At 46.5% G+C, this 22,134-nt stretch carries 21 protein-coding genes, 1 tRNA gene and 1 riboswitch; of the genes, 10 read left to right on the forward strand and 12 right to left on the reverse strand.

From position 1 onward, the window contains the following. Positions 1-52 precede the first annotated feature (52 nt). Positions 53-2,710, forward strand: coding sequence for a YfhO family protein (locus tag OUY18_RS03090; RefSeq protein WP_268057240.1), 2,658 nt, complete (start codon positions 53-55; stop codon positions 2,708-2,710). A 154-nt stretch (positions 2,711-2,864) separates the two neighbouring features. On the opposite strand, the gene OUY18_RS03095 is transcribed toward OUY18_RS03090, so the two are convergent. The 4 genes from OUY18_RS03095 to asd are packed head-to-tail and all read right to left on the reverse strand — an operon-like array spanning position 2,865 to position 6,114. Next, positions 2,865-3,329: an ACT domain-containing protein gene (locus tag OUY18_RS03095; protein WP_268057241.1), complete on the reverse strand. Its 465-nt coding sequence runs from the start codon at positions 3,327-3,329 to the stop codon at positions 2,865-2,867. Then, on the reverse strand, positions 3,326-4,093 hold the full coding sequence (dapB, locus tag OUY18_RS03100) for a 4-hydroxy-tetrahydrodipicolinate reductase (protein WP_268057242.1): 768 nt from the start codon (positions 4,091-4,093) through the stop codon (positions 3,326-3,328). The genes OUY18_RS03095 and dapB overlap by 4 nt, the downstream gene beginning before the upstream one ends. Positions 4,094-4,117: 24 nt before the next feature. After that, positions 4,118-5,008 carry a 4-hydroxy-tetrahydrodipicolinate synthase gene (gene dapA, locus OUY18_RS03105; RefSeq protein WP_268057243.1) on the reverse strand — a complete coding sequence of 297 codons (891 nt, stop codon included), beginning with the start codon at positions 5,006-5,008 and terminating at the stop codon, positions 4,118-4,120. A 26-nt stretch (positions 5,009-5,034) separates the two neighbouring features. Beyond that, the gene (gene asd, locus OUY18_RS03110) at positions 5,035-6,114 is read right to left on the reverse strand and encodes an aspartate-semialdehyde dehydrogenase (RefSeq protein ID WP_268057244.1); all 1,080 of its coding nucleotides are present in this window, start codon (positions 6,112-6,114) and stop codon (positions 5,035-5,037) included. Positions 6,115-6,249: 135 nt separating this feature from the next. Continuing rightward, positions 6,250-6,426: riboswitch (Lysine riboswitch) on the reverse strand. A 91-nt stretch (positions 6,427-6,517) separates the two neighbouring features. On the opposite strand from asd, the gene queA reads away from it, so the two are divergent. From queA to OUY18_RS03155, 9 genes are all read left to right on the forward strand, one after another. Continuing rightward, complete coding sequence (gene queA, locus OUY18_RS03115) at positions 6,518-7,564, forward strand: tRNA preQ1(34) S-adenosylmethionine ribosyltransferase-isomerase QueA (protein WP_268057245.1); 1,047 nt, start codon at positions 6,518-6,520, stop codon at positions 7,562-7,564. 14 nt (positions 7,565-7,578) lie between these two features. Next, on the forward strand, positions 7,579-8,709 hold the full coding sequence (gene tgt, locus OUY18_RS03120; RefSeq protein ID WP_268057246.1) for a tRNA guanosine(34) transglycosylase Tgt: 1,131 nt from the start codon (positions 7,579-7,581) through the stop codon (positions 8,707-8,709). Between the two features lie 65 nt (positions 8,710-8,774). Beyond that, on the forward strand, positions 8,775-9,071 hold the full coding sequence (gene yajC, locus OUY18_RS03125) for a preprotein translocase subunit YajC (protein ID WP_268057247.1): 297 nt from the start codon (positions 8,775-8,777) through the stop codon (positions 9,069-9,071). Positions 9,072-9,137: 66 nt separating this feature from the next. Further along, positions 9,138-9,548, forward strand: coding sequence for a TIGR04086 family membrane protein (locus tag OUY18_RS03130; protein ID WP_268057248.1), 411 nt, complete (start codon positions 9,138-9,140; stop codon positions 9,546-9,548). A 78-nt stretch (positions 9,549-9,626) separates the two neighbouring features. Next, positions 9,627-9,773: a six-cysteine ranthipeptide SCIFF gene (gene scfA, locus OUY18_RS03135; RefSeq protein WP_135659237.1), complete on the forward strand. Its 147-nt coding sequence runs from the start codon at positions 9,627-9,629 to the stop codon at positions 9,771-9,773. A 67-nt stretch (positions 9,774-9,840) separates the two neighbouring features. Beyond that, complete coding sequence (scfB, locus tag OUY18_RS03140) at positions 9,841-11,202, forward strand: thioether cross-link-forming SCIFF peptide maturase (protein WP_268057249.1); 1,362 nt, start codon at positions 9,841-9,843, stop codon at positions 11,200-11,202. A 183-nt stretch (positions 11,203-11,385) separates the two neighbouring features. Beyond that, complete coding sequence (gene proC / locus OUY18_RS03145; protein ID WP_268057250.1) at positions 11,386-12,195, forward strand: pyrroline-5-carboxylate reductase; 810 nt, start codon at positions 11,386-11,388, stop codon at positions 12,193-12,195. A gap of 50 nt (positions 12,196-12,245) precedes the next feature. Next, positions 12,246-12,896, forward strand: a complete 651-nt coding sequence (locus OUY18_RS03150) for a stage II sporulation protein M (protein WP_268057251.1) — start codon at positions 12,246-12,248, stop codon at positions 12,894-12,896. A 15-nt stretch (positions 12,897-12,911) separates the two neighbouring features. Next, positions 12,912-13,805: a tyrosine recombinase gene (locus OUY18_RS03155; RefSeq protein WP_268057252.1), complete on the forward strand. Its 894-nt coding sequence runs from the start codon at positions 12,912-12,914 to the stop codon at positions 13,803-13,805. A gap of 25 nt (positions 13,806-13,830) precedes the next feature. Here OUY18_RS03155 and OUY18_RS03160 read toward each other — a convergent pair whose 3' ends face one another. The 8 genes from OUY18_RS03160 to OUY18_RS03195 form a co-directional block, all read right to left on the reverse strand. Beyond that, the gene (locus tag OUY18_RS03160; RefSeq protein WP_268057253.1) at positions 13,831-14,844 is read right to left on the reverse strand and encodes a tyrosine recombinase XerC; all 1,014 of its coding nucleotides are present in this window, start codon (positions 14,842-14,844) and stop codon (positions 13,831-13,833) included. A gap of 633 nt (positions 14,845-15,477) precedes the next feature. Next, the gene (locus OUY18_RS03165) at positions 15,478-16,236 is read right to left on the reverse strand and encodes a GNAT family N-acetyltransferase (RefSeq protein WP_268057254.1); all 759 of its coding nucleotides are present in this window, start codon (positions 16,234-16,236) and stop codon (positions 15,478-15,480) included. Between the two features lie 145 nt (positions 16,237-16,381). Further along, the gene (locus OUY18_RS03170) at positions 16,382-17,131 is read right to left on the reverse strand and encodes a DUF6873 family GME fold protein (RefSeq protein WP_268057255.1); all 750 of its coding nucleotides are present in this window, start codon (positions 17,129-17,131) and stop codon (positions 16,382-16,384) included. Between the two features lie 8 nt (positions 17,132-17,139). Continuing rightward, positions 17,140-18,327 (reverse strand): ABC transporter permease, encoded by a 1,188-nt coding sequence (locus tag OUY18_RS03175; RefSeq protein WP_268057256.1) that lies wholly within the window; start codon positions 18,325-18,327, stop codon positions 17,140-17,142. Next, positions 18,320-19,288 (reverse strand): efflux RND transporter periplasmic adaptor subunit, encoded by a 969-nt coding sequence (locus OUY18_RS03180; protein WP_268057257.1) that lies wholly within the window; start codon positions 19,286-19,288, stop codon positions 18,320-18,322. The genes OUY18_RS03175 and OUY18_RS03180 overlap by 8 nt, the downstream gene beginning before the upstream one ends. A 257-nt stretch (positions 19,289-19,545) precedes the next feature. Then, entirely contained in the window at positions 19,546-20,916 is a 1,371-nt protein-coding gene (gene radA / locus OUY18_RS03185) for a DNA repair protein RadA (RefSeq protein WP_268057258.1), read from the reverse strand. Between the two features lie 69 nt (positions 20,917-20,985). Further along, a complete protein-coding gene (locus OUY18_RS03190) occupies positions 20,986-21,708 on the reverse strand; it encodes an N-acetylmuramoyl-L-alanine amidase (protein WP_268057259.1) in 723 nt (240 codons plus the stop codon). Between the two features lie 300 nt (positions 21,709-22,008). Beyond that, positions 22,009-22,083 (reverse strand) — tRNA-Cys (locus OUY18_RS03195). Positions 22,084-22,134 lie beyond the last annotated feature (51 nt).

Here is a 22,134-nt window from a genome sequence, read left to right on the forward strand (position 1 = left end):
GGCGTTCTTTTCCTTATAATAAGAATATTGATTTTTACGGAGGAAAACACAAATGAAGAGAAAATGCTCCTATCTGACCGCGCCCGCCGCGGTGGCACTTTTGCTGTTATCCGTATTTTGTGTTTGCCAGATGTACCCCTTCGGAACAAAAACGCTTTCCTGGTGCGATATGGACCAGCAGGTTATCCCGTTTTTACTGGATTTTAAGGATATTCTATCGGGCAAAGCAAATCTGTTCCTGAACATGCAGAATTCCGGGGGCATGAATTTCTGGGGTGTTTTTCTCTTCTTTATTTCCAGCCCGTTTACGTTCCTCGTTGCTTTTATCGATAAGGCAGGCATTTATCAATTCGTAAATATTCTTGTCTTATTAAAAATGATGACGTGCGCACTGACGGCCGAAATTTTTTTCCGGTATCGTTTCAAAAATCTCAGTTTGATGCAAAGTACGGCTCTGTCGGTCATGTATGCTTTCTGCGGCTATACGATGTTCTATTATCAGAATCACGTATGGCTCGATATGATGTATTTGTTTCCGGTTCTTTTAATCGGGCTGGACAGACTGATTCACAAGGAAAAAACAGGGCTCTATATTTTTTCTTTCACCGCCATGCTGACGGTAAATTTTTATCTGAGCTATATGGTCACGATTTTTCTCGTGATTTCCTTTGGCCTGTACATCTTTTTTTTCGCTCCGCGGGAGCGGCGCGGAAGAATCGTATTGCTGTTCGAAATTTCCACTTTACTGGTGGCTTTGCTTACGGCGGTGGTCTGGATTCCGGCGCTGATGCAGTATGTCCAGTCCGCAAGGACGGGGAATTTATTTACCAGCCTGCGGGTGGGAACCCTTTTTACCCGATTTGATACAACGCTGGCGGTGATCCTCTGTACAAGCGCCGTTTTTTCAGCAGTCGTGATGTATCTGCTGTTTGTAAAAAAGCAGACGGAAACCGCCGCTTTCTCCTTTTATCTTTTCCTGCTGATGATGATTCCGGTTTTTATCGAACCGGTCAATAAAATGTGGCATACGGGGAATTATCAGGCCTTTCCCGTGCGTTATGGGTATATCACCGTCTTTTTCGGCCTGATTCTGCTTGCTGTCGTCATAGCAGGTATCAATGAGGACACCCGGTTCACGCACAGCCGCATCATTCCGTTATTTGGCGCGATGCTGGCGGTCGGCGCCGTATTTGTAGCGGAATGCCTGATTCTTTACAAGGACTATCACACGGTAACGGTTTATACGAGGACACTGTGGGGAAACAGCGAAAGCCTGCGCTTGCTGCTCGCTTTTTCCTTTACGGCGGCGCTTGCCTATCTGGTTCTGCTCCTTCTTTACCGTTACAGACAGCTTAGTAAAAGGGCCTTTTCCGTGCTGCTTTGCATGATTGTGCTTTTGGAAGCCGTCTTTAATTCCAGCGTTTACATCGCTTCCGCTGCGAACAGCGCGAGAAGCGAATTACCGGTTATTGATCTGAGCGGAAAAATTCAGGATGACGCGCTCTACCGCGTGAAAACCGAGAAAAAGTATTTTGACGTTAATCTTGTCGGCAGCATGGGGTATAATACGCTGAGCCATTATACCTCGCTGACAAACGAAAGCTTTATGTATACCATGAAAAAACTGGGCTATTCCTCCTATTGGATGGAAGTAAATTCAAACGGGGGAACCAAACTGACGGACGCGATTTTAGGAAATAAATACAGCATTGTTCAGCCCGCGGATTTACAGGAACCGAATAAAGTAATTTATAAAAATGATAAATATGAAATTGCAGAAAATGAAATGACGCTGCCGGTTGGATTTGTCATGGATGTTCGTTCGGTGGAAGCCCTGAAAAATCTGCCGAATACTTCCCGGCTGAACCTTCAGCAGGCAATTTTCGAATCTGTTTTCCATACGAAAGAAAAGCTGTTTGTGAATTATGAGCCAACAGTCAAAACCAATATTCAATATCAGCATGACAAAAATTACAGCCTGGCCTTCCGGGACAACAGTGAAACCGGAATGCTGATTTACCGGATTCCTGTAAAAGAGAAACAGACCCTTTATTTTGATTGTTTCGACCGGTTTTCCAACAACCTGATTGAGCATATTAATTCCAGCTTCAATGTTTTTGTAAATGGTAAACTAATCCAGGAAAACTACCCGAATCAGCCGAATAACGGCCTTTTAAATCTCGGAACCTTTCAGAATGAAACGGTGGAAGTCGAAGTCGAAGTGTTAAAAGAGGTTGCCGCGAAATCCTTCGGCCTTGCCGGATTAAAGGATGATGTTTTAAAGCAGGCGATCGGCAAAACGACGGCAGCCCAGTTAAAACAATCCGGAAATCAAATTGTCGGAACGGCGGCTGCGAACGACGACAGTTCCTGGCTTTTTCTGCCGATTACCGCTGATAACGGTTTTACGGCGAAGGTGAATCATAAAAGCACGGAAATTCACCGTGTCTTGGACTCGATGATGGCGGTAAAGCTGCAAAAAGGGGAGAACCGGATTTCAATTTCCTATGTCCCAACCGGATTCAAAACCGGCTTGCTTTTGTCGGCGGCGGGGATATTCCTATGTATCTTCTGGTATCGCTTCCTGAAAAAAAGAAACTATGATAAGATCAAATTTCTGGAGCTTCCGGGTCTCCTGGTTTTCACGCTGCTTCTTTTTGCCGTGATTTTTGCAATTTATCTGTTCCCAATCGGCGTCTACTTTTCATAAGAGGGCAATTGCAAAATAGCCTTGTCAAAAAATATGACATAAAAAATGCGCCTTGATCGGACTTGGAAAACCGATTTAAGGCGCATTTGCTTGCTTTTGGAGCTGTTTTTTGTATGGATTTTGTTGCAAAATCATTTTTTCAACAGCCAATTTTTTATTGCATATTCATACTTTTTTCGATTTCATGAAGCGTCTGATCAAAATCCGCTGCCGTAATCAGCAGGGAGATATCCACCTCGGACGTCGTAATAATCCGGATATCCGTTTCAATATTTGCCGCGGCTGCAAATACTTTCGCGGCTACGCCGGGTGTATTTTTCATATTTTGATCGTAAACGGAAATCTTGCAGTTTCCGCTGCTGACGATTGTTTTAATATTGGAGGTGTCGCGCAGATTGGATGTAAAAGCCAGAATTTTATCCAGGTCGTTATCGGAAATCGTAAAGGAAACGGATGTGAACGCTCCCTGCGTTGGGGCAAGCGAAATCATATCTACGTTTACATCAAAATCCGCTATTTTTTGAAACAGATTCGATATAAAGGATAATTCCGACGGACAATTCTGTAATGTGATCAGTGTAATATCATTTACGGTGGTGATCACCGGCTCTAAAATCATGAGGAAGCCTCCCTTTTTAATAAATCAGACATATTGTAAAGTCCTGCGGGCTTATCGGTCAAATAAACGGCTGCATTGACCGCGCCCGCGGCAAAAATGCCTTTCGACTGGGCGGAATGCGACAGTGTAATGACTTCCTGATTGCCGGCAAAGATGACTTCATGTTCGCCGACGATTGTTCCCCCGCGAACGGAATGAATTCCGATTTCGGAGGGATCTCTTTTTTTGCGCTGTGAATGCCGGTCATAAACATAACGCGTGTTTTCCTTTAACACGGAGGAAATCCCATCGGCAATCATTAACGCGGTACCGCTCGGCGCATCGATCTTTTGGTTATGATGCTGTTCGATGATCTCAATGTCAAATCCGCTGCCCAAAGCTTTTGCCGCCATTTTGGAAAGCTCGATCAGTAAGTTTACACCGAGCGACATGTTGCCTGAATAGAAAACAGGAACTTCGGCCGATACCCGTTTCAGTGCTTCCACCTGTGCGCCGTTGTAGCCGGTTGTGCATAAAACAAGCGGCGTTTTGTGTATCTGCGCATATTGCAGAAGCGAGGAAAGAAGCGCCGGATTCGAAAAATCAACGATGACATCCACATCTACGTTAATATCCGCCGGTTTTGCGAACACCGGGAAAGGATGTTTCTCTTCCGGGTTTATATCAATTCCGCCGACGATCATGCAATCATCCCGCTGCGCCGCACAGGAAGCGACTTCGCGTCCCATTTTGCCATTGCATCCGCCGACAATTATCCTTGTCATTTTAACGTTCCCCCGAAGGTCTTTTTATTTTAACAACTCGTATTTTTTCAATAACGCGGTAAGCTTTGCGAGAGCTTCACTGCTCATTTCCGTTAAGGGCAGGCGGCAGTCACCGCTTTTAAAGCCAAGCATCTTCATCGCCGCTTTTATAGGAATCGGGTTTACATCCATAAACATGGCTTCCATCAGCTCAATGTTTTTTAAGAAAGCGTCGCGGCTGGAAGCGATATCGCCTGCGAAATAATCCGCGCACAGCTTGTGCATGACGCCGGGAAGGATATTCGCCAGGACGGAGATAACCCCTTTTCCGCCCAAAGCCAGCATCGGCAGCGTCTGGTCGTCGTTGCCGGAATATACATGTAAATTCTCGCCGCAGAGGGAAATGGTTTTGGCGACAGAGGAAATATCCCCGTTTGCCTCTTTGGTGGCGTTAATATTCGGATGCTTGGAAAGCTCGAGATAGGTTTCCGGTTTGATATTGCAGCCCGTGCGCGACGGTACGTTGTAAACAATGATCGGCACATCGACCCGGTCGGCAATATAGGTGTAGTGCTTTACAAGCCCGGCCTGCGAGGTTTTGTTATAGTAAGGAGTAACCATCAGCAGACCGTCCGCGCCGATTTCCTGCATGGAACGGGAAAGCTCAAGCGCATAGCGGGTATCGTTGCTGCCAGAGCTTGCGATAACCGGTATCCTCTTATTTACCCGATCGATCATGAACTTTACGGCTTCACAATGCTCGTCGTGGCTTAAAACCGCGCATTCTCCGGTTGTGCCGCAGGCGATAATCGCATCTGTTCCGTTCGCAATATGAAAATCAATTAATTCACCCAATACATCATAATCCACGGAACCGTCGTCTTTCATCGGCGTTACCAGTGCGACACCGGACCCCTTAAAAATCAGCTTTTTCATGAAATACCTCCAAATCGCAAGGATTGTTAATCAAGATAGCCTTTTGCGCAAAGAAGCTCCGCCATTAATACGGCGCCGCCCGCCGCGCCGCGCAGGGTGTTGTGGGAAAGGCATACAAACTTGATGTCGTATTGCGTATCCGGGCGCAGCCGGCCGATGGAAACGGCCATGCCGTTTTCCAGGTTACGGTCCAGTCTGGACTGCGGACGGTCTTCTTCACGGAAATAATGCAGGAACTGTTTGGGCGCGCTGGGAAGCTGAAGCTCTTGCGGAACGCCCTTATAGTTTTCCCATCTGGATATGATTTCTTCCATCTCCGCTTTTTTATCAAAGGAAAGAAATACTGCGGCAGTGTGTCCGTCGGAAACCGGAACGCGCAGGCACTGCGACGTAATGCAGGGGGTAGCAGCGTTTACAATGGCGCCGTTTTCAACGTGTCCCCAGATTTTAAGGGGCTCGTTTTCCGATTTTCCTTCTTCGCCGCCGATAAACGGGATGACGTTATCAACGCTTTCCGGCCATGTCTGAAAGGTTTTGCCCGCGCCGGAAATCGCCTGATAGGTACAGGCAAGAACTTTGGTAACGTTCAAATCCATCAGAGGGTGGATTGCCGGAACATAGCTTTGCAGCGAGCAGTTTGATTTTACGGCGATAAAACCGCGTTTTGTTCCCAGTCTTTTGCGCTGGGCGTCGATTACAGCCGCGTGGCCGGGGTTGATTTCCGGGATAATCATCGGCACGTCGGCGGTCATGCGGTGCGCGCTGTTGTTCGACAGAACCGGGCATTCCGCTTTTGCGTAAGCTTCCTCCAACGCTTTGATTTCCTCTTTCTTCATATTGACGGCACAGAAAACAAAATCGACTAAAGAGGCAACCTTTTGTACGTCTTCCTCCGCGTTAAAAACGACCATGTTTTCCATGGATTTCGGCATGGGCGTCGTCATCAGCCAATGGTCGCCGACTGCTTCTTTATATGTTTTACCGGCAGAACGCGAACTGGCTGCGAGCGCCGTAACCGTAAACCACGGATGGTTTTCAAGCAATGTTGCGAACCGCTGCCCGACCATGCCGGTCGCGCCGATAATACCTACGTTATATTTTTTCATTTGTTCCTCCTTAATTATATGATAAATGTTAAAATAAATAGAATGATATTAAAAAAACCGGTTAAAAACCGGTCATCAAGTGAATATAATGCAGCTATTCGACTTTTGCCGGTTGTAATGCATATGCAGCCCGGTTCTGCCGATAGCGCTCCATCATAAAAACATGATGACAGTTGCCATGCTGTTCACAAAAGCAACCAGGGAAATTTCTGCCCTGAAATCCCCTTCGGCGAATTTACCTTTCACGGGCCATCAACGGCTTTGGCAGCTTCCGTCCCACTACTCATTAAAAATCGCGCCTCTATCTTAGATAATAATTTAATTAATAATATCATGACTTGCTATTGCTTGTCAATTTATTTATAATAAACATTTGGTAATATAATAAACAGGAGATAAAAACATGGAACTGGATTTGCAAAATTTACAGACAAAAGATTTTTATTATGATCTTCCGAAGGAACTGATCGCACAAACCCCTTTGGAACCGCGCGACTCGTCCCGCCTTTTAACGTTGAATAAAAAGACGGGCGAAATCTCCCACAAGCATTTTTATGATATTATTGACTGCTTAAACCCGGGCGACTGCCTTGTTTTAAATGATTCCCGCGTTTTACCCGCAAGACTTTACGGAATAAAAGAAGACACGGGCGCAAAGGTGGAATTTCTGCTTTTAACACACAGGGAAGGGGACGTATGGGAAGTCCTCTGCGGCCCCGGAAAACGGGCAAAGCCGGGAACGCGCTTCACTTTCGGCGACGGCCTTTTAAAAGCGGAAGTGCTGGAAATCATTGAAGACGGGAACCGCCTCGCGCGTTTCATTTATGACGGCAATTTCTATGAAATTCTGGATAAAATCGGGCAAATGCCGCTTCCTCACTATATCACAAAGCATTTGGAAGACAACGAGCGCTACCAGACGGTCTATTCCAAAGAAGTCGGCTCCGCCGCCGCGCCGACCGCCGGGCTGCATTTTACACCCGAATTGCTGGAAAGGGTAAAGCAGAAAGGCGTTAAGGTCTGCTTTGTGACCCTGCATGTGGGTCTCGGTACATTCCGCCCGGTGTCCGCCGAAAAGGTAACGGATCATAAAATGCATTCGGAACATTATTACCTGCCGAAAGAAACCGCGGACTGCATCAATGAAACCAAGAAAAACGGAGGCCGGGTGATTGCGGTCGGCACAACCAGTTGCCGCACGCTGGAATCGGTGGGAACAAAGGAAGGCTGCATAAAGGAAAGCGACGGCTGGACGGATATTTTCATTTATCCCGGCTACCGGTACAAAGTGCTTGACGGTTTGATTACGAATTTTCACCTTCCGGAAAGCACGCTGATTATGCTTGTTTCCGCTTTTGCGGGCTACCAACATATTATGAACGCATATAAAGTCGCGGTTGAAGAAAAATACCGGTTTTTCAGTTTTGGCGACGCAATGTTCATTTATTGAAAGGCGGATTTTGAATGTATAAATTGATCCGAAATGAAGGAGCGGCCCGCAGGGGCGAATTTGTTACCCCGCACGGCACCGTACAAACCCCCGCGTTTATGAACGTGGCAACCTGCGGTGCGATAAAAGGCGGTCTTTCCGCATTGGATTTGAAAGAACTGAAATGCCAGGTGCAGCTCTGCAATACCTATCACCTGCACCTGAGGCCCGGGGACGAAGATGTAAAACAGCTCGGCGGACTTCATAAATTTACCCGCTGGGACGGCCCCATTCTTACCGACAGCGGCGGGTTTCAGGTTTTTTCCCTTGCCAAACTGCGGAACATTAAAGAAGAAGGCGTAACGTTTGCGTCCCATATCGACGGACACAGGATTTTTATGGGCCCCGAGGAAAGCATGCGGATTCAGTCAAACCTCGGCTCCACGATCGCCATGGCGTTTGACGAATGCGTGGAAAATCCGGCGGAATACGATTACGCCCGGAAATCCTGCCAAAGGACCGTTCGCTGGCTTTACCGCTGCAAAGCGGAAATGGACAGGCTGAATTCTCTGCCCGATACCATCAATCAAAAGCAGATGCTGTGGGGGATTAATCAGGGAAGCACCTATGCGGATTTGCGGATTGACAATATGCGCCAAATCCGGGAACTCGGCCTCGACGGCTACGCGATCGGCGGGCTTGCGGTAGGGGAGAGCGCGGAGGAAATGTACCGCATTATCGAAGCGGTGGAACCGGAGATGCCAAAGGATAAGCCCCGCTATTTGATGGGGGTCGGTACGCCCGAAAATATTCTGGAAGCCATTAAGCGGGGCGTGGATATTTTCGACTGCGTAATGCCGTCCCGCAATGCGCGCCACGGCCACGTGTTCACGTGGGAAGGCTGCCGCAATCTGTTTAACGCGAAGTATACGCTGGACGAAGCGCCGCTCGATGAAACCTGCGACTGCCCGGCCTGCCGTAATTTTTCCCGCGCATATATCCATCATTTGTTTAAGAGCGGCGAGATGCTGGCCATGCGGCTTTGCGTGATGCACAACATCTATTTTTACAATACGCTTCTCGAAAGAATCCGGAAATCTCTGGATGAGGAGAATTTTGAAGAATTTTATAACAATAATATCCGAAAATTAGATACAAGGATCTAAAAAACCTTGCAACATGTCTGGATTATTGGTATAATCAAAACATTAAAATGGAGGTGTAGCTATTAATGAACGCATCAGCAACAAATAACACGATTATTGTTATCCTGTATATTGCCATTTTTGCCGGTTTCTACTTTTTCTTAATCCGTCCGCAGTCCAAGAAAAAGAAGAATGAGGAGAAAATGCGCAAAAGCGCGCAGGTCGGCGACGAGATTACAACGATCGGCGGCATCGTCGGCCGTGTTGTAGGGGTTAAGGAAGACGACAGCCTTATTATCGAAACCGGTTCCGACCGTGCAAAAATGCGTGTCCGCCGCTGGGCGATCGGCAGCATCGATAATACGCACGAAGAAGCAGAATAAGAATAATACGTATATCTTCGGCAAACCCTGAATATCTATTACTAGATTATTGAGGGGGCGCAGCGTATGAAGGGTAAAAAGCATACAGCAGACAATCCGATTCTGGAAGCCATACGGGCTATCGTCATCGGTTCCGTTGCCGGAGCCTTGCTTAGTGCAATCCTGCTGGGTCTTTCCGCGCTGGGATTTGTATCAGCCGGGAATTTTTCGCAAAATGTGATTTCTCCCATGATGCTTGCACTCTCTGTTTTGGGTGCTTTGACGGCCGGCTTTGTAACCGCCAAGGTATCCCATAAACGCGGTTTGGCATACGGCGCCGTTTCCGGGCTGCTGCTTTTTATTCTGTATCTTGTTGCCGGCCTGATTGCATCCAAGGAACCGGTCTCTGTTACGGCGGTAATGCGTATGATCGTAATGATCCTTTCCGGCGCAATCGGCGGCTTTCTCGGGGTAAACAAAAAATCAAAAGTAAAATAAACCCTTTTCTTATGAAATATCGTGTGATATAATAATTAAGGTTTTGAAAGTTCACTTAGGAAACGGAGGTTTTAAAGAATGAAGCAGATTAAGACTTTGAATAAAGCCAATTTGAAAGAGAGCGCAGCGAAGGGCGGCTGCGGTGAGTGCCAGGCGTCCTGCCAGTCGGCTTGCAAAACTTCCTGCACGGTTGCAAATCAAAAGTGCGAGAACGCCGACAGATAACAAATAATGATCAGCCACTAAGGGACAGATTTCTGTCCCTTAAATTTTGTGTAAACGGAGTATATACATGATTCACAAGTATTCCTTAAACGGATTTAACATTGTGCTGGATACCAACAGCGGCGCCGTCCATCTTTTTGACGATGCGCCGTTTGCTATGCTGGATTATTTAGAGAACGATGTTCCGGACAAGGCGCCTCAGGAAATGCTGGACGCTCTGAACGGAAAATACGATACAAAAACCATCGAAGAGGCTTACGACGAGCTTAAGGAGCTTTATCGTCTTGATCAGCTTTTTTCATCGGATGAGTACGAGAAATTTGCGGGGATGATGAAGGATGCCCCGCTGAAATCCCTGTGCCTGAATATTGCGCATGACTGCAATCTTCGATGCGAATACTGCTTCGCGGCAAAAGGCGACTTTGGCCGCGGCCGAATGCTGATGCCCTTTGAGGTCGGCAAGAAAGCCATTGATTTTCTGATTGAAAAATCAGAAGGCAGGCATAATCTGGAAGTAGACTTTTTCGGCGGCGAACCGCTGATGAATTTTGATGTCGTCAAGCAGATTGTCGCTTATGCCCGTGGAATTGAGAAAGAGCATAATAAAAACTTCCGCTTTACGATTACGACAAACGGCATCCTCTTAACGGATGATAAAATCGATTATATTAATAAAGAGATGTCAAACTGCGTGCTGTCCATTGACGGAAGAAAGAATGTAAACGATTTGCTGCGCGTTCGTGTAGATGGTTCGGGAAGCTACGATGCAATCGTTCCCAAATTCCAGAAACTGGTCGCTTCGCGCGGGGACAAGGATTATTACGCGCGCGGTACGTTTACAAAGCACAATCTGGACTTTACCGAAGACGTGCTTCATATGGCGGACCTCGGCTTTGAGCAGATTTCCGTGGAACCGGTGGTATCCGACGAAAAGCTCGACTATTCCATAAAAGAAGAGGACTTGCCCCGTGTTTTTGAAGAATACGACCGCCTGTCCAAAGTGATCATCGAACGCAGAAAGGCGGGGAAGGGCTTTAACTTCTTCCATTTCATGATCGACCTGAACCAGGGTCCCTGCGCGATTAAGCGCCTGCGCGGCTGCAGCTGCGGCAACGAGTACATAGCCGTTACGCCCGAGGGCGACATTTTCCCCTGCCATCAGTTCGTCGGGGACGACAGCTTTAAGATGGGCAATGTGCTGGACGGTACGTTTGACGAATCCATAAAGCATACTTTTGCGCTTGCCAATATTTATTCGAAACCGGAATGTAAGAATTGCTGGGCGAAATTCTATTGCAGCGGCGGCTGCAATGCAAATAATCAGCAGTACGAAGGGGATATCCATAAGGCCCACAAAATTTCCTGTGATCTTGAAAAGAAACGGCTGGAATGCGCAATCATGATTCAGGCGGCTATGGCCGAATCGTAAAAAAGCCATAAAAATACATGTTTTTGCGGGTTGCATAAGCATGTATTTTTATTCATTCAGTTTACATAATGTAATTTACATAATTTTTATTCCTTTGCATGGAAATGAATAGAATGAATATTTTATATTGCGAAGCGGCTGAAAATGGTTTATAGTATATATTTACAAGGGCGGTGTTAAGGATTGGAAGAAAAAGGATTGGGATTTATTGGCGCCGGGAATATGGCCGGCGCGATCGTGAACGGAATTGTCGGGACAAAAACGTTTCCGGCGCAGAGAATTTACGTTTATGATATCAATCGGGAGAAGTGCGAAGCTTTACAGAAGAAAGCAGGAATTCGAACGGCGTCTTCCATCGAGGAACTGGTAAAAAATTGCGGCATTTTATTTTTGGCGGTAAAGCCCCAGAATTTCTCGGAGGTTTTAGCAGCCGTTAAACCTTTTGTAAATGAGCGGATTTTATTTGTTTCCATTGCCGCAGGCATTTCCACGGGCTACATTACCGGTGAGCTGGATTGCAGCTGCCCGGTTATCCGCACCATGCCAAACACGCCGCTGTTAGTCGGAAAAGGCGCTACGGCCATGTGCAAAACAGCCAATGTGACTGACGTGGACTTTCAGTTGGTACAGTCCCTCTTTGCCGCATGCGGTACCGTAACCGTATTGGATGAAAGCCGGATGAACGCGGTGATTTCTGTGAACAGCAGCAGTCCCGCTTATATTTACCTGTTTGCCAAAGCGATGATGGACAGCGCGGTAGGGCAGGGGATTGACGCCAAAACGGCGCTGGAGCTAATCTGCCAGACCTTTGAAGGCAGCGCGGCAATGCTCCGTCAGCCGGATCTGACACCGGAAGCGCTGATTAAGATGGTATCCTCACCGGGAGGCACGACTTTAAAGGCACTGGACGTGTTTTATGAGCACCATTTTGAGCAGATGGTCGACGAGGCAATGAAAGCCTGTACAAAAAGAGCTGAGGAACTGGGTAAATAAATCATATAACACAGTTTGTACTCATACACTTTTCAAGGGGGTGTATGAGTATGGTTGCCACGACTTACCGGTTGAAACGAAATATTTCTTTAAACGGCAGAATCTTTATGAATGCGTTGCGTGAAAACTCCACATTGGTATTTTTTTCCGTATTTTTAATTTGCGGTATGCTATTCGGCGCTGTTTTTGCCAGGAATGCGGATATTACTACGCTGAAAAAACTGGATTTTCTATTTTACAGTAATTTTCAGTCGAGGGCCGGACAGCCGATTTTTGATGTTTTTTCAGCGTCGTTTGCTTCCTCCTTCCTTTTTATATTTGTGTGTTTTCTTTGCGGTCTTTCCATGTGGGGCATGTTTTTGATTCCTGCCGTTCTTTTCTTCCGTGGATTTGGGCTGGGATTAACATCAGGGTATTTGTATGCGGTTTACGGGGGGAAGGGAGTACTCTTTAATTTATCGGTTATTCTGCCGGGAGCGTTTGTCTGCTGCATCGCTATTTTGCTTGCGGCAAAGGAGGGTTCACGGTTTTCCCGCGTGATTGCTTCGTGCAGCGCCGGGTCCGGAAAAAGGACAATCAGCCAGCCGAAGATGAAACCTTATTTGCTGCATTTCGGCGCGATTTTGATGCTGGCATTTCTGGCGGCTGTTTTTGACGTCCTGTTTTCGGGATGTTTTGCGGGTATGTTTTCTTTTAAATAGAGGGGATAGAACAAAATGAACGACTATTGTGCAGATTTCAGCGATTATCTGGTTAATAAAAAAGCGGTGTCTGCAAACACACTGGATTCTTATATTCGTGACGTGGAGCATTTTTTATCTTTTCTGGAGGAAAACGGTCTGAGCGATCCCTGTCTGGTGGATACGGATTTTATGAATTCTTATGTAAAAAGGCTGATGGAAACAAAAAAATCAAACGCCACCATAACTCGGAATATTGCATCCATCCGCAGCTTTTTTCAGTATCTGATGATCAGCAAAATGGTTACCAGCAACCCTGCGAAAGCTGTACGCCTGGAAAAGCCGATTAAAAAGCTGCCGCAGATTTTAAGCGGCAAGGAAATTGAATTGCTTTTGGCGCAGCCGGATAAATACGAACCGAAAGGCTGCCGCGACAAGGCCATGCTGGAACTGCTGTATGCGACCGGAATCCGCGCTTCGGAGCTGGTTGATTTAAATGTGGAGGATATGAACCTGCATAACGGATTACTCAAGTGCTGCAGCGGCAAAAATGAAAGATTGATTCCGGTGTATCCGGCAGCGGTAACCGCCGTTTCGGAATACATACAAAAAGTCAGAAATCTGATCATAACACCGGACGGGGGACAAGCGCTGTTTACAAATCTGAACGGGCGCAGGCTTACGCGCCAGGGCTTCTGGAAAATTGTAAAAGGCTACGCGGAAAGCGCGGGAATTGTTAAGGAAATTACCCCGCATACGCTCCGCCATTCGTTTGCGCTGCACCTGCTGGAAAACGGCGCAGAGCTGAAGGACATTCAGCTTATGCTTGGACATGCAGACATCTCGTCGACGCAGGTTTACGTTCATTTGTTAAATGACCATTTTAAAAAAGTTTATAACAACTGCCATCCTAGGGCAAAACTGGGGTAGAACAATAGAAATAAAAAAGGACCGGTTATTCCGATCCTTTTTTATTTTTTGTCTGGATACGCAGGGGCTCCCGCTGTTTTACATGCGAAAGGGGATTTGATTCCGCCGCATTGGCCATCTGTTCGTCGGAAAGATGGGTATAGATTTCGGTAGTGCCTAAATTTTCATGACCCAGAATGTCCTTTAAAACGCGAATATCGACATGTCCGTGCTGATACATCAACGTAGCGGCCGTGTGCCGGAGTTTATGTACCGAAAAACTGCCCAGCTCAATTTCGGAAAGATATTTTTTAACGATATACTGGACGGTTTTCGGGCTGATCCGTTTCCTTTGTTTACTGATAAATAAGGCGTTTTTATCAATCAGGGCTTCTTTCGGGCGTACTGCAATATAGCGGTTAATGGCGTCGATACAGGCATCGTTCAGGTAAACAATGCGCTCTTTGTTTCCTTTGCCTACAATCCGTATTGTTTTGTTATTATGGCTTACGTCGCTTAAATTCAGGCTGACAAGTTCCGAAAGACGCATTCCGCAGTTCAGAAATAGCACCAGTATGCAGTAATCCCGTTCTTTTGTCGGCCCGTCCACTTTGGAAAGCAGCTCAAGGCATTGCTCCAGCGTAAGGTATTTCGGCAGGGATTTCTTCAGCTTCGGCGTTTCCAGTTCCTGAACCGGGTTTGTATCCAGTTTTCCGGTTTTGTTGGTCAGATATTTAAAAAAAGTCCGAAGGCTGGATACTTTGCGGGAACGCGTGGAAGCTTTGTTATTACGCTCTGATGACAGAAAATTCATGTACTCATAAACATTGGTCAGGGTTATTGTTTTAATCAAAGCGAGGTCAACGTCAGAAATATTGATTTGCTCAAATCCGGTACCGGGCGGAACCAGATCTCGTTTCTGCTTGATATACCGGAAAAAAGTACGCAGATCAAGATAATATTCTTCGGCTGTTTTGGGAGATTTTCCTTTAATCGTTTCGATATAACCTAAGAATTCCTTGATAATCGGCGGAGCTTCCGCCAGAAGTTCGGGTTTCATAAATACATTTCAACTCCAGTTTTTATAATTTTCTGTCCCCTTAATTATACAAAATATTCATTTTGTATAATTATAGCAAAAAAAAAGGAGATGTCAAGAAATTCTACCCCATTTATAACCCAAACTTTAAATTTTTTGCTAATCCGGTATATTTATCATACTGTGCGTGGTTTTGGCAAAAGCATGGATAACTCATTTTATATTTTGGACATCCGTCTCCGGTTTGTTCCAGTCCGGATCCGCAGGTTCTGCAATTCAAATTCGCATCGTATATACTATAATCACAAGTATCACATCCCGTTAGCACTCTTCCATTCTCGATCATAATATCATCCATTTATTCTTATTATGAAAGAACTTTTCCTCATCCTTTCAAAGCGATTTATCTAAAATTAATTTTCCCCTCCTCTTACGTTCTATTCTATCTATTCCTTGGCAGGAAATGTGGTAAACATTTCGCGGCAGCGTTCGAGAAGAAGAATGAACGCATGGCAACTGTTAATTGCTAAAAACACCCATATGCCCTTCTAGAAAAAGAAGCAGCGAAACGACGGCTTTGATTTCAAAGCCGTCGTTTCGCTGTAAGTAATTTATGGCCGAATAATCTTATTTTAACCAAGCACCTTGATTATATCAGCTATTGATAGATGCTAAAAATTTTTCAAATTTTTTATCCGAAAAAATCTCGTTTGTAACAAGAACGCCGTCGTAAAAGAAACTGTAGGTTGTAAACGGTGCAGGGGCATTCTGAGCCTGTTCCGTCGTTTCGATTTTATGGAGTGTAACCGTTGTGCTATGTTGCTCCGCTATCTCCCTGATCATAGGGGCGTATTTATCCGTATGCGGGCATTGATTTGCGTAATAAAGCACCATGCCCTTTTCATTGATTTTACACTGCCTGGCACAATCTCTGAATTTCGGGACGGGGGCGTTTTCATCAAACGGCAGGTATAGCAGTTCATAATACGGAGCCGCCGTATCGGCTATCTGGAAACCCTTATACTTTAAATACTTTGGGTCGGATAAAAACGGCATCTTTTTTGTTGAGGAAAGGACGGTCAGGCCGCGTTTTCCTTTCTTCTTTGCGTCTGCAATACATTGTTCCAAAAGCTGATTGGCATAGCCCTGTCCCTTGAATTGCCCGGATACCCAAAAGCAGTTGATGTGCATATATCCGTCCGCAAGGATGGGGCACCATGCTTTTTCAGCGGGGATATACTCGATAAAAACCTTGCCCCGCGCATCCAGTTTCCGGAATACCAATCCGTCCTGAAAGCGTTCTTTCATCCACGCCTTTTTGGATGACACACAGGTTTCGCCCCTTTTCTCCGCTATAGCGCAGCATATATGCTCGCGATCAATATTGTCCCGGTTGACCGTAATAAATTCCATTGTTCTTTTTCCTTTCGCTGAAATTTCTTTGACTGCATCTTATTTTACTCTATAGAACATGACAACAGTGCGTCATATTCTGGCTTCCAAATAAAACGGTTCCGTAAATTGTGATCGATCTTCCCTTATGTATACACCCTGCGCCTTATCCGAATGTTTTTAACGGCAGGATTCCCCCAACATCCGTTAAAGGGTCCTCCGTAAGAGATAGTAACTGGACGTTCAGATTCCTGCAAAATGCTTTGATTTTACAGTAATCCGGATGCGATTCAATGCTGCCCGCAAACACGAGCTTATTTTTACCGATCATTCCGCACGCACCGCCGAGGAAGCCGTATTCATACCCGTCCAGCTTTACAAAACCCGGTCTGATTTTTAAAACCTGAATAGCGGCGCCGGCAGCCGCGGCCGCGATGGAGGAATCCTCTGTGATGACCGCGTTTTCGCTGACAATCACAGAGGAACATTTTGCGTATCCCTGTTTTGTGGATAGGATGGAAATTTGATGTTTTTTGCAATAATCGACAATAACCGTATCCAGTGCCTTTTGATTTGCGATCAAATTTCGGCCGATACGGGCCGCATTTAAGGCCACATCTTTCGGATAATTCTTTTCCAAAACCGAACATGAATACACTGTATGAAATCCGTTCTGTTCCAAAGCCGCTTTTAAATATTCTTCCCCTTTGGCGACAACAATGGCATTATCCCCTAAATGGTGGCAGAGCATGTCCGCGTGGGTGCAAACCGGCAAACCGATCTTTTTACAAGGTTTTACCGGCAAAACGATGATGTTTAAACGACGGAGCGCATTTATTATTTTTGGATATGTACCGGACATGGCCGCCAGCGCCACGTCCGCTTCCGGTAAATTCGGAGAATTGATAAAGCGCATAATTTCCTCTATTCCTGTCTGAGCGCGTCAACCGGCTTTAGGTTCGACGCCTTATAAGCCGGATAAATGCCGAAAATCGTTCCGGAAAGAATGGAAAAGCCCATTACAGGCAAAACCACATCCACCCGAATATTCAGCGCAACGCCGAAATAATTCGCACCGATATAGGATATGAGATATCCTGATACCAGTCCAAGGATACAGCCGATGAAAGAGATCAGAATTGCCTCGAACATAAATTCCAGCATAATGGAACTGCGTTTCGCGCCGATTGCTTTTTTAATTCCGATTTCCCGCGTCCTTTCGTTGACCGATACCAGCATGACCGTCATAATACTCAGGCTGGCCACCAATAAGGAAACGGACCCGACCGCCGAAAGAATCAGCGTGATAATATCGAGCATATTGGTAAGACTGTCTTTTTGTTTTGCCAGATTGTTCGAAACAAAAGCGCCCGCCGAACCGTTATTTCGATCCAATTTATCAACGATCGTCTGCCCTATTCGGTCCACGTTTCCGCCGGATTTAATCTTTACCGCGATTTGATCAAAATTGTCTTTTCCCGAAGCCTTTTGAACGGTTGTATAAGGGACGTATACAAAGGTGGGAATATAATTTCCGATAACATTTTGCAGCAGTCCGCTGCCGGTTTTTATAATACCGACTACTTTATAATTATCCTCCACTCCCCCGCACAGAATGGTTACCGTTTTGCCGATAATATTGCTTCTTAAATACGTACTTTTGGAAAAAGCTTCGTCTACCAGGCATACGTTTGCGCCGTCCCGGATATCTTCGTTATTAAACAGCCGTCCGTAAAGCAAATTAATGGAGATGATCTGGCTGGCTTTGGTGTCTATTCCCCACACGATCGCTTTGGTACGGATTTTTCTTGCTGTTACATCCGTACTTTGGACTACGATGGGAGCGGCCTGTTCCACCTGGTCGCACCGCTTAATAAGGTTCAAATCGGTTTCATTCAGAGAAATCGAGCCTGCGTCCTGGGAAACCGATATCGTCAGGCCGCTCAGGCCAAGGCTTTCCAGTTCCGTGCTGAGCGCCGTTGTGCCGCAGCGGCTGATATTTCCGACAATAATCACGGAAGAGACGCCGATCGCAATCCCCAATATGGTTAAAGAAGTTCGGACACGTTTTCTCGTAAGACTCCGGAATGCGGATTTTAAATAATCAGCCACCCGAACTCACCGTCCCTTTTTTAGACGGAACAACGTAGGAACCGTTGGAAACGGAATCCGGATTGTTAATGATCTCATCGTTTTTGGAAATTCCGCTGGTTATTTCGAAACCTTTGTCAAACTCTCTGCTTGTCACCACAGGCGTTTTTACAGCCTGTTTTCCGCATAATTTGAAGACGTACTCGTTCCCGTCTTTATCCGCTCTGACGGCCTCGTAGGGCGCAATAAGAACGCCGCTGTTCTCCGAAGTAATAATCTTCGCCTTTGCGGTATATCCCGGCTTAATTTCGCCGCCTGTCTTATCCACGCTGACGATTACTTCGACGACGGTAGCTTCGCCGTTTTTTGAAACAACCTGCTTTGCGTCGGAGGAGATCTTCCGAACAACGCCGGTATAAGCGGTATTTTTAAAGCCGACGCCGGTAATAATTGCCTTCTGCCCGATCTTTACGTCCGATATCTGGGCTTCGTCTACGGAGAGCCGGACCTGCAGTTTCACGGGGCTGTCCGAAATGACCGCAACCGGACTGCCGGTTCGGATGTAGCTTTGGCCTGCGGCGGTAAGGGATGTAATTTCACCGGCATAGGGCGATGCAATGGTCTGCGTTTTCGTCCGGCTCTGCTGAAAATCGCCGGCGTAGCCCGATCCTTCCCCGAACCCTTCCTCCGTTCCGGTGACGCCGTTTTCCGAAGTCAGGACTTCCATTAAGGGCTGTCCAACGGAGACAGTGTCCCCTGTTTTCACCAAAATCCGGCTGATAAAGGCGGTATACGGCGAACAAACGCTGTGGTCAGATACCCTTTCCACCCTGCCGCTGCATATTACGGAATCCTCAACTGTAAGTGGATTTACCTTTACAACACTTACCTGTATGGCTGAATTACGGGAAATTTCGCCCCAGGCAAGGATACTTATGAGGATTAAAGCTGTAAAGGCAATTAGCATTACATTTCTTTTCATTCCCATTCCCCCGTTCCTGCTTATTGTGTGAAAACAGGGGGGAAAATATTAGTATCAATTCACGGATTCCTGTGAATAATTTTTGCTTATGTTCCCAAAAATATTGCTGAGGTGAACATAAATGAGCATCATACAATGTGATGAAGACTGTCTTTACCAACATGAGGGCTATTGCAGCCTTGAAATGCCGTCTGCGATCACAAATTATACCGGCGACGGCTGTGTGCACTGTATCAAAGTTACGCCCCGCAATACGGTTACGAACCCGACGAAGCCTCAAATGCCTCCCTCACGTTTTTAACCCCGATCAACTGAATGTCTTTTGGTTTGGAATGCAGTTGCTTCAGGTTATGGTAAGGCAAGATGCATTTTGTAAAACCAAGCCGTTCCGCTTCGCTGATCCGCGCTTCGGCGTGGGTTACGGAGCGGATTTCTCCTGCCAGGCCGATCTCGCCGAATACGATGGCATCGTCGCTGACGGGAATATCCTTTAAGCTTGAAACAAGCGACATGGCAACCGCCAGATCGGCCGCGGGTTCATCCAGCCTTAATCCGCCGACTACGTTGACATAGGCGTCTAAATTCGAGAAGTAAAACCCCGCGCGCTTTTCTAAAACCGCGAGAAGAAGCGACATCCGATTATAATCAAAGCCGGTAGACATCCTTCGGGGATTGCCGAAACCCGTTGTGGTAGCCAGGCCCTGTATTTCAGCTAAAATCGGCCGGGAACCTTCCAAAATACTGGTAACGCAGGTACCGGATACATTCTTGGGCCTGCCGGAAAGAAGGGCCAGCGAAGGGTTGTCCACCTGATGCAGGCCATGGTCGTCCATATCAAAAACGCCGATCTCATTCGTCGAACCATAGCGGTTCTTGACCGCGCGCAAAATCCGATAGGACATCTGCCGGTCCCCTTCAAAATAGAGCACGGCGTCCACAATATGCTCCAGTACCTTCGGCCCCGCAATCGCGCCGTCCTTATTGACGTGCCCAACCAGAATGGTCGGAATCTCCAGCGACTTTGCGGCGCGCATGTAAGCGTTTGTGCATTCGCGCACCTGCGTAACGCTGCCGGGTGACGAGTTTAAATCGGTGTAGTTCATGGTCTGAATGGAGTCGATCATCACTAAATCCGGTTTATGTGCCCGCATTTGCTCTATAACGCATTGAACGTCGGTTTCCGTTAAAATATAGAGGTTTTCACTTTGTACGCCCAAACGGGCCGCACGAAGCTTTATTTGCCTGCTTGATTCTTCTCCGGATACATACAGTATTTTTAAAGACCGTCCGAGATATTCACAGATTTGCAGAAGAATGGTCGATTTTCCGATGCCGGGTTCGCCGCTGATCAGAATCAACGAGCCTTTTACAATTCCGCCGCCGAGTACCCTGTCCAGCTCGCTCAGGCCGGTATGGTAACGCGCTTCCTCATCGGTACTGATTTCATTAATAGCGATCGGGCTGTTCAGACTATGTACCGCAGAGGTTCCGGAATTTTTGGGAGCCGCGGCTTCCCGGAATTCCTCGTTCATACAGTTCCATTGGCCGCAGCCCGGGCATTTGCCATACCATTTTGCCGATTCAAAGCCGCATTCGGAACAAATATAGATACTTTTCGATTTCGCCATATTGAAAATCCTCTTTTTCCTGTTTCTTCATCTTAAATTATAGACGAACCGGCCGACAATTACAAGATATTACAGAGTCGAATGGTAGTAATCGAGAAAACCACTGTAAATGGCGAAAGCCATTTGCTTTTGGTAAGCCGGGTTATTCAGTTTTTCCGCTTCCGATTCATTTGAAAGGAAGCCGCATTCCACCATTACGGCGGTTACTTTTGCGTTCCACAACAGATAGATGGAGCTTGTAGCCGGTTTCGTTTCCCGTTTATTTTCCGGCTGTAAAAGTTCAACAACACGGCTTTTGATACTTTCCGCCAGTTCCTTGCTTCCTTCGGTTTTTTGAGAATAGAAAATCTGCGCGCCGCTATAGCGGCTGCTGGTAAAATGGTTTTGATGAATGCTCAGAAAAATGCAGTCCCCCTGCGATTCGATCATCTTCAGACGGTTATGGATATCGCTTACCTTCCGTTCCCGGACCGTATCCAGATGATCATCGCAGACGGATATATCGGTAGTTCTTGTCATAACGACACGAAAACCGGACGCTTTTAAAAGCTTTTCCAACTGAAGCGCTATCGCCAGATTGATATCTTTTTCCAAAGCGGTCGATTTCCCTACGGCTCCTCCGTCCTCCCCGCCGTGTCCCGCGTCAAGGACGATGATAGGATTGCGCTTTTCAGCCAAAGCAGATGCCATTTTATCAATTCGATTATAAGAGATATAGGACAATAATAAGAACAGGAGACAGCATAAAATCAGTATGGATATCGGGACAAAATAATTTTTGGACGATTTCAAGGCGATCACCCCATGCACAATCTATATGCAAGGGATGATTTTGGATATGTATGGAAACGCATCCGCGTTTGTTCTTCGTAAATTTTTTTATGAATCATCCAATGATTTTACAGAATATCGGTACCCGCCGGCAAGCGGCGGTATTTTCCCGGCGCCGCTTGCTTCAACAAAATGGAAGGGGGCAGGAAAAAAAGGGCTTGAAATGAAAGTTCTTCCGGTCTTGCCTGCATCCCCGGCGGGTTGCCGTACAACGAAAAAATCCGTAAAACAGTTCATCTGTTTTACGGATTAAATTTCGTTTGGAGGCGTCACCCAGATTTGAACTGGGGAATCAGGGTTTTGCAGACCCATGCCTTACCACTTGGCTATGACGCCACAAAATGGAGCGAACGACGAGGCTCGAACTCGCTACCTCCACCTTGGCAA

This window comes from Caproiciproducens galactitolivorans (assembly GCF_026672255.1).
Lineage (GTDB): Bacteria > Bacillota > Clostridia > Oscillospirales > Acutalibacteraceae > Caproiciproducens > Caproiciproducens galactitolivorans_A.

Bases quoted from the DNA above. Each gene is read 5' to 3' on its own strand.
- OUY18_RS03160 (WP_268057253.1), bottom strand. From the start codon at position 14,844: ATGAAACCCGAACTTCTGGCGGAAGCTCCGCCGATTATCAAGGAATTC.
- OUY18_RS03150 (WP_268057251.1), top strand. From the start codon at position 12,246: ATGGTTGCCACGACTTACCGGTTGAAACGAAATATTTCTTTAAACGGC.
- OUY18_RS03095 (WP_268057241.1), bottom strand. From the start codon at position 3,329: ATGATTTTAGAGCCGGTGATCACCACCGTAAATGATATTACACTGATC.
- tgt (WP_268057246.1), top strand. From the start codon at position 7,579: ATGTATAAATTGATCCGAAATGAAGGAGCGGCCCGCAGGGGCGAATTT.
- OUY18_RS03155 (WP_268057252.1), top strand. From the start codon at position 12,912: ATGAACGACTATTGTGCAGATTTCAGCGATTATCTGGTTAATAAAAAA.
- radA (WP_268057258.1), bottom strand. From the start codon at position 20,916: ATGGCGAAATCGAAAAGTATCTATATTTGTTCCGAATGCGGCTTTGAA.
- OUY18_RS03130 (WP_268057248.1), top strand. From the start codon at position 9,138: ATGAAGGGTAAAAAGCATACAGCAGACAATCCGATTCTGGAAGCCATA.
- dapA (WP_268057243.1), bottom strand. From the start codon at position 5,008: ATGAAAAAGCTGATTTTTAAGGGGTCCGGTGTCGCACTGGTAACGCCG.
- asd (WP_268057244.1), bottom strand. From the start codon at position 6,114: ATGAAAAAATATAACGTAGGTATTATCGGCGCGACCGGCATGGTCGGG.
- OUY18_RS03165 (WP_268057254.1), bottom strand. From the start codon at position 16,236: ATGGAATTTATTACGGTCAACCGGGACAATATTGATCGCGAGCATATA.
- OUY18_RS03180 (WP_268057257.1), bottom strand. From the start codon at position 19,288: ATGAAAAGAAATGTAATGCTAATTGCCTTTACAGCTTTAATCCTCATA.
- queA (WP_268057245.1), top strand. From the start codon at position 6,518: ATGGAACTGGATTTGCAAAATTTACAGACAAAAGATTTTTATTATGAT.
- OUY18_RS03090 (WP_268057240.1), top strand. From the start codon at position 53: ATGAAGAGAAAATGCTCCTATCTGACCGCGCCCGCCGCGGTGGCACTT.
- dapB (WP_268057242.1), bottom strand. From the start codon at position 4,093: ATGACAAGGATAATTGTCGGCGGATGCAATGGCAAAATGGGACGCGAA.
- scfB (WP_268057249.1), top strand. From the start codon at position 9,841: ATGATTCACAAGTATTCCTTAAACGGATTTAACATTGTGCTGGATACC.
- OUY18_RS03170 (WP_268057255.1), bottom strand. From the start codon at position 17,131: ATGCGCTTTATCAATTCTCCGAATTTACCGGAAGCGGACGTGGCGCTG.
- yajC (WP_268057247.1), top strand. From the start codon at position 8,775: ATGAACGCATCAGCAACAAATAACACGATTATTGTTATCCTGTATATT.
- scfA (WP_135659237.1), top strand. From the start codon at position 9,627: ATGAAGCAGATTAAGACTTTGAATAAAGCCAATTTGAAAGAGAGCGCA.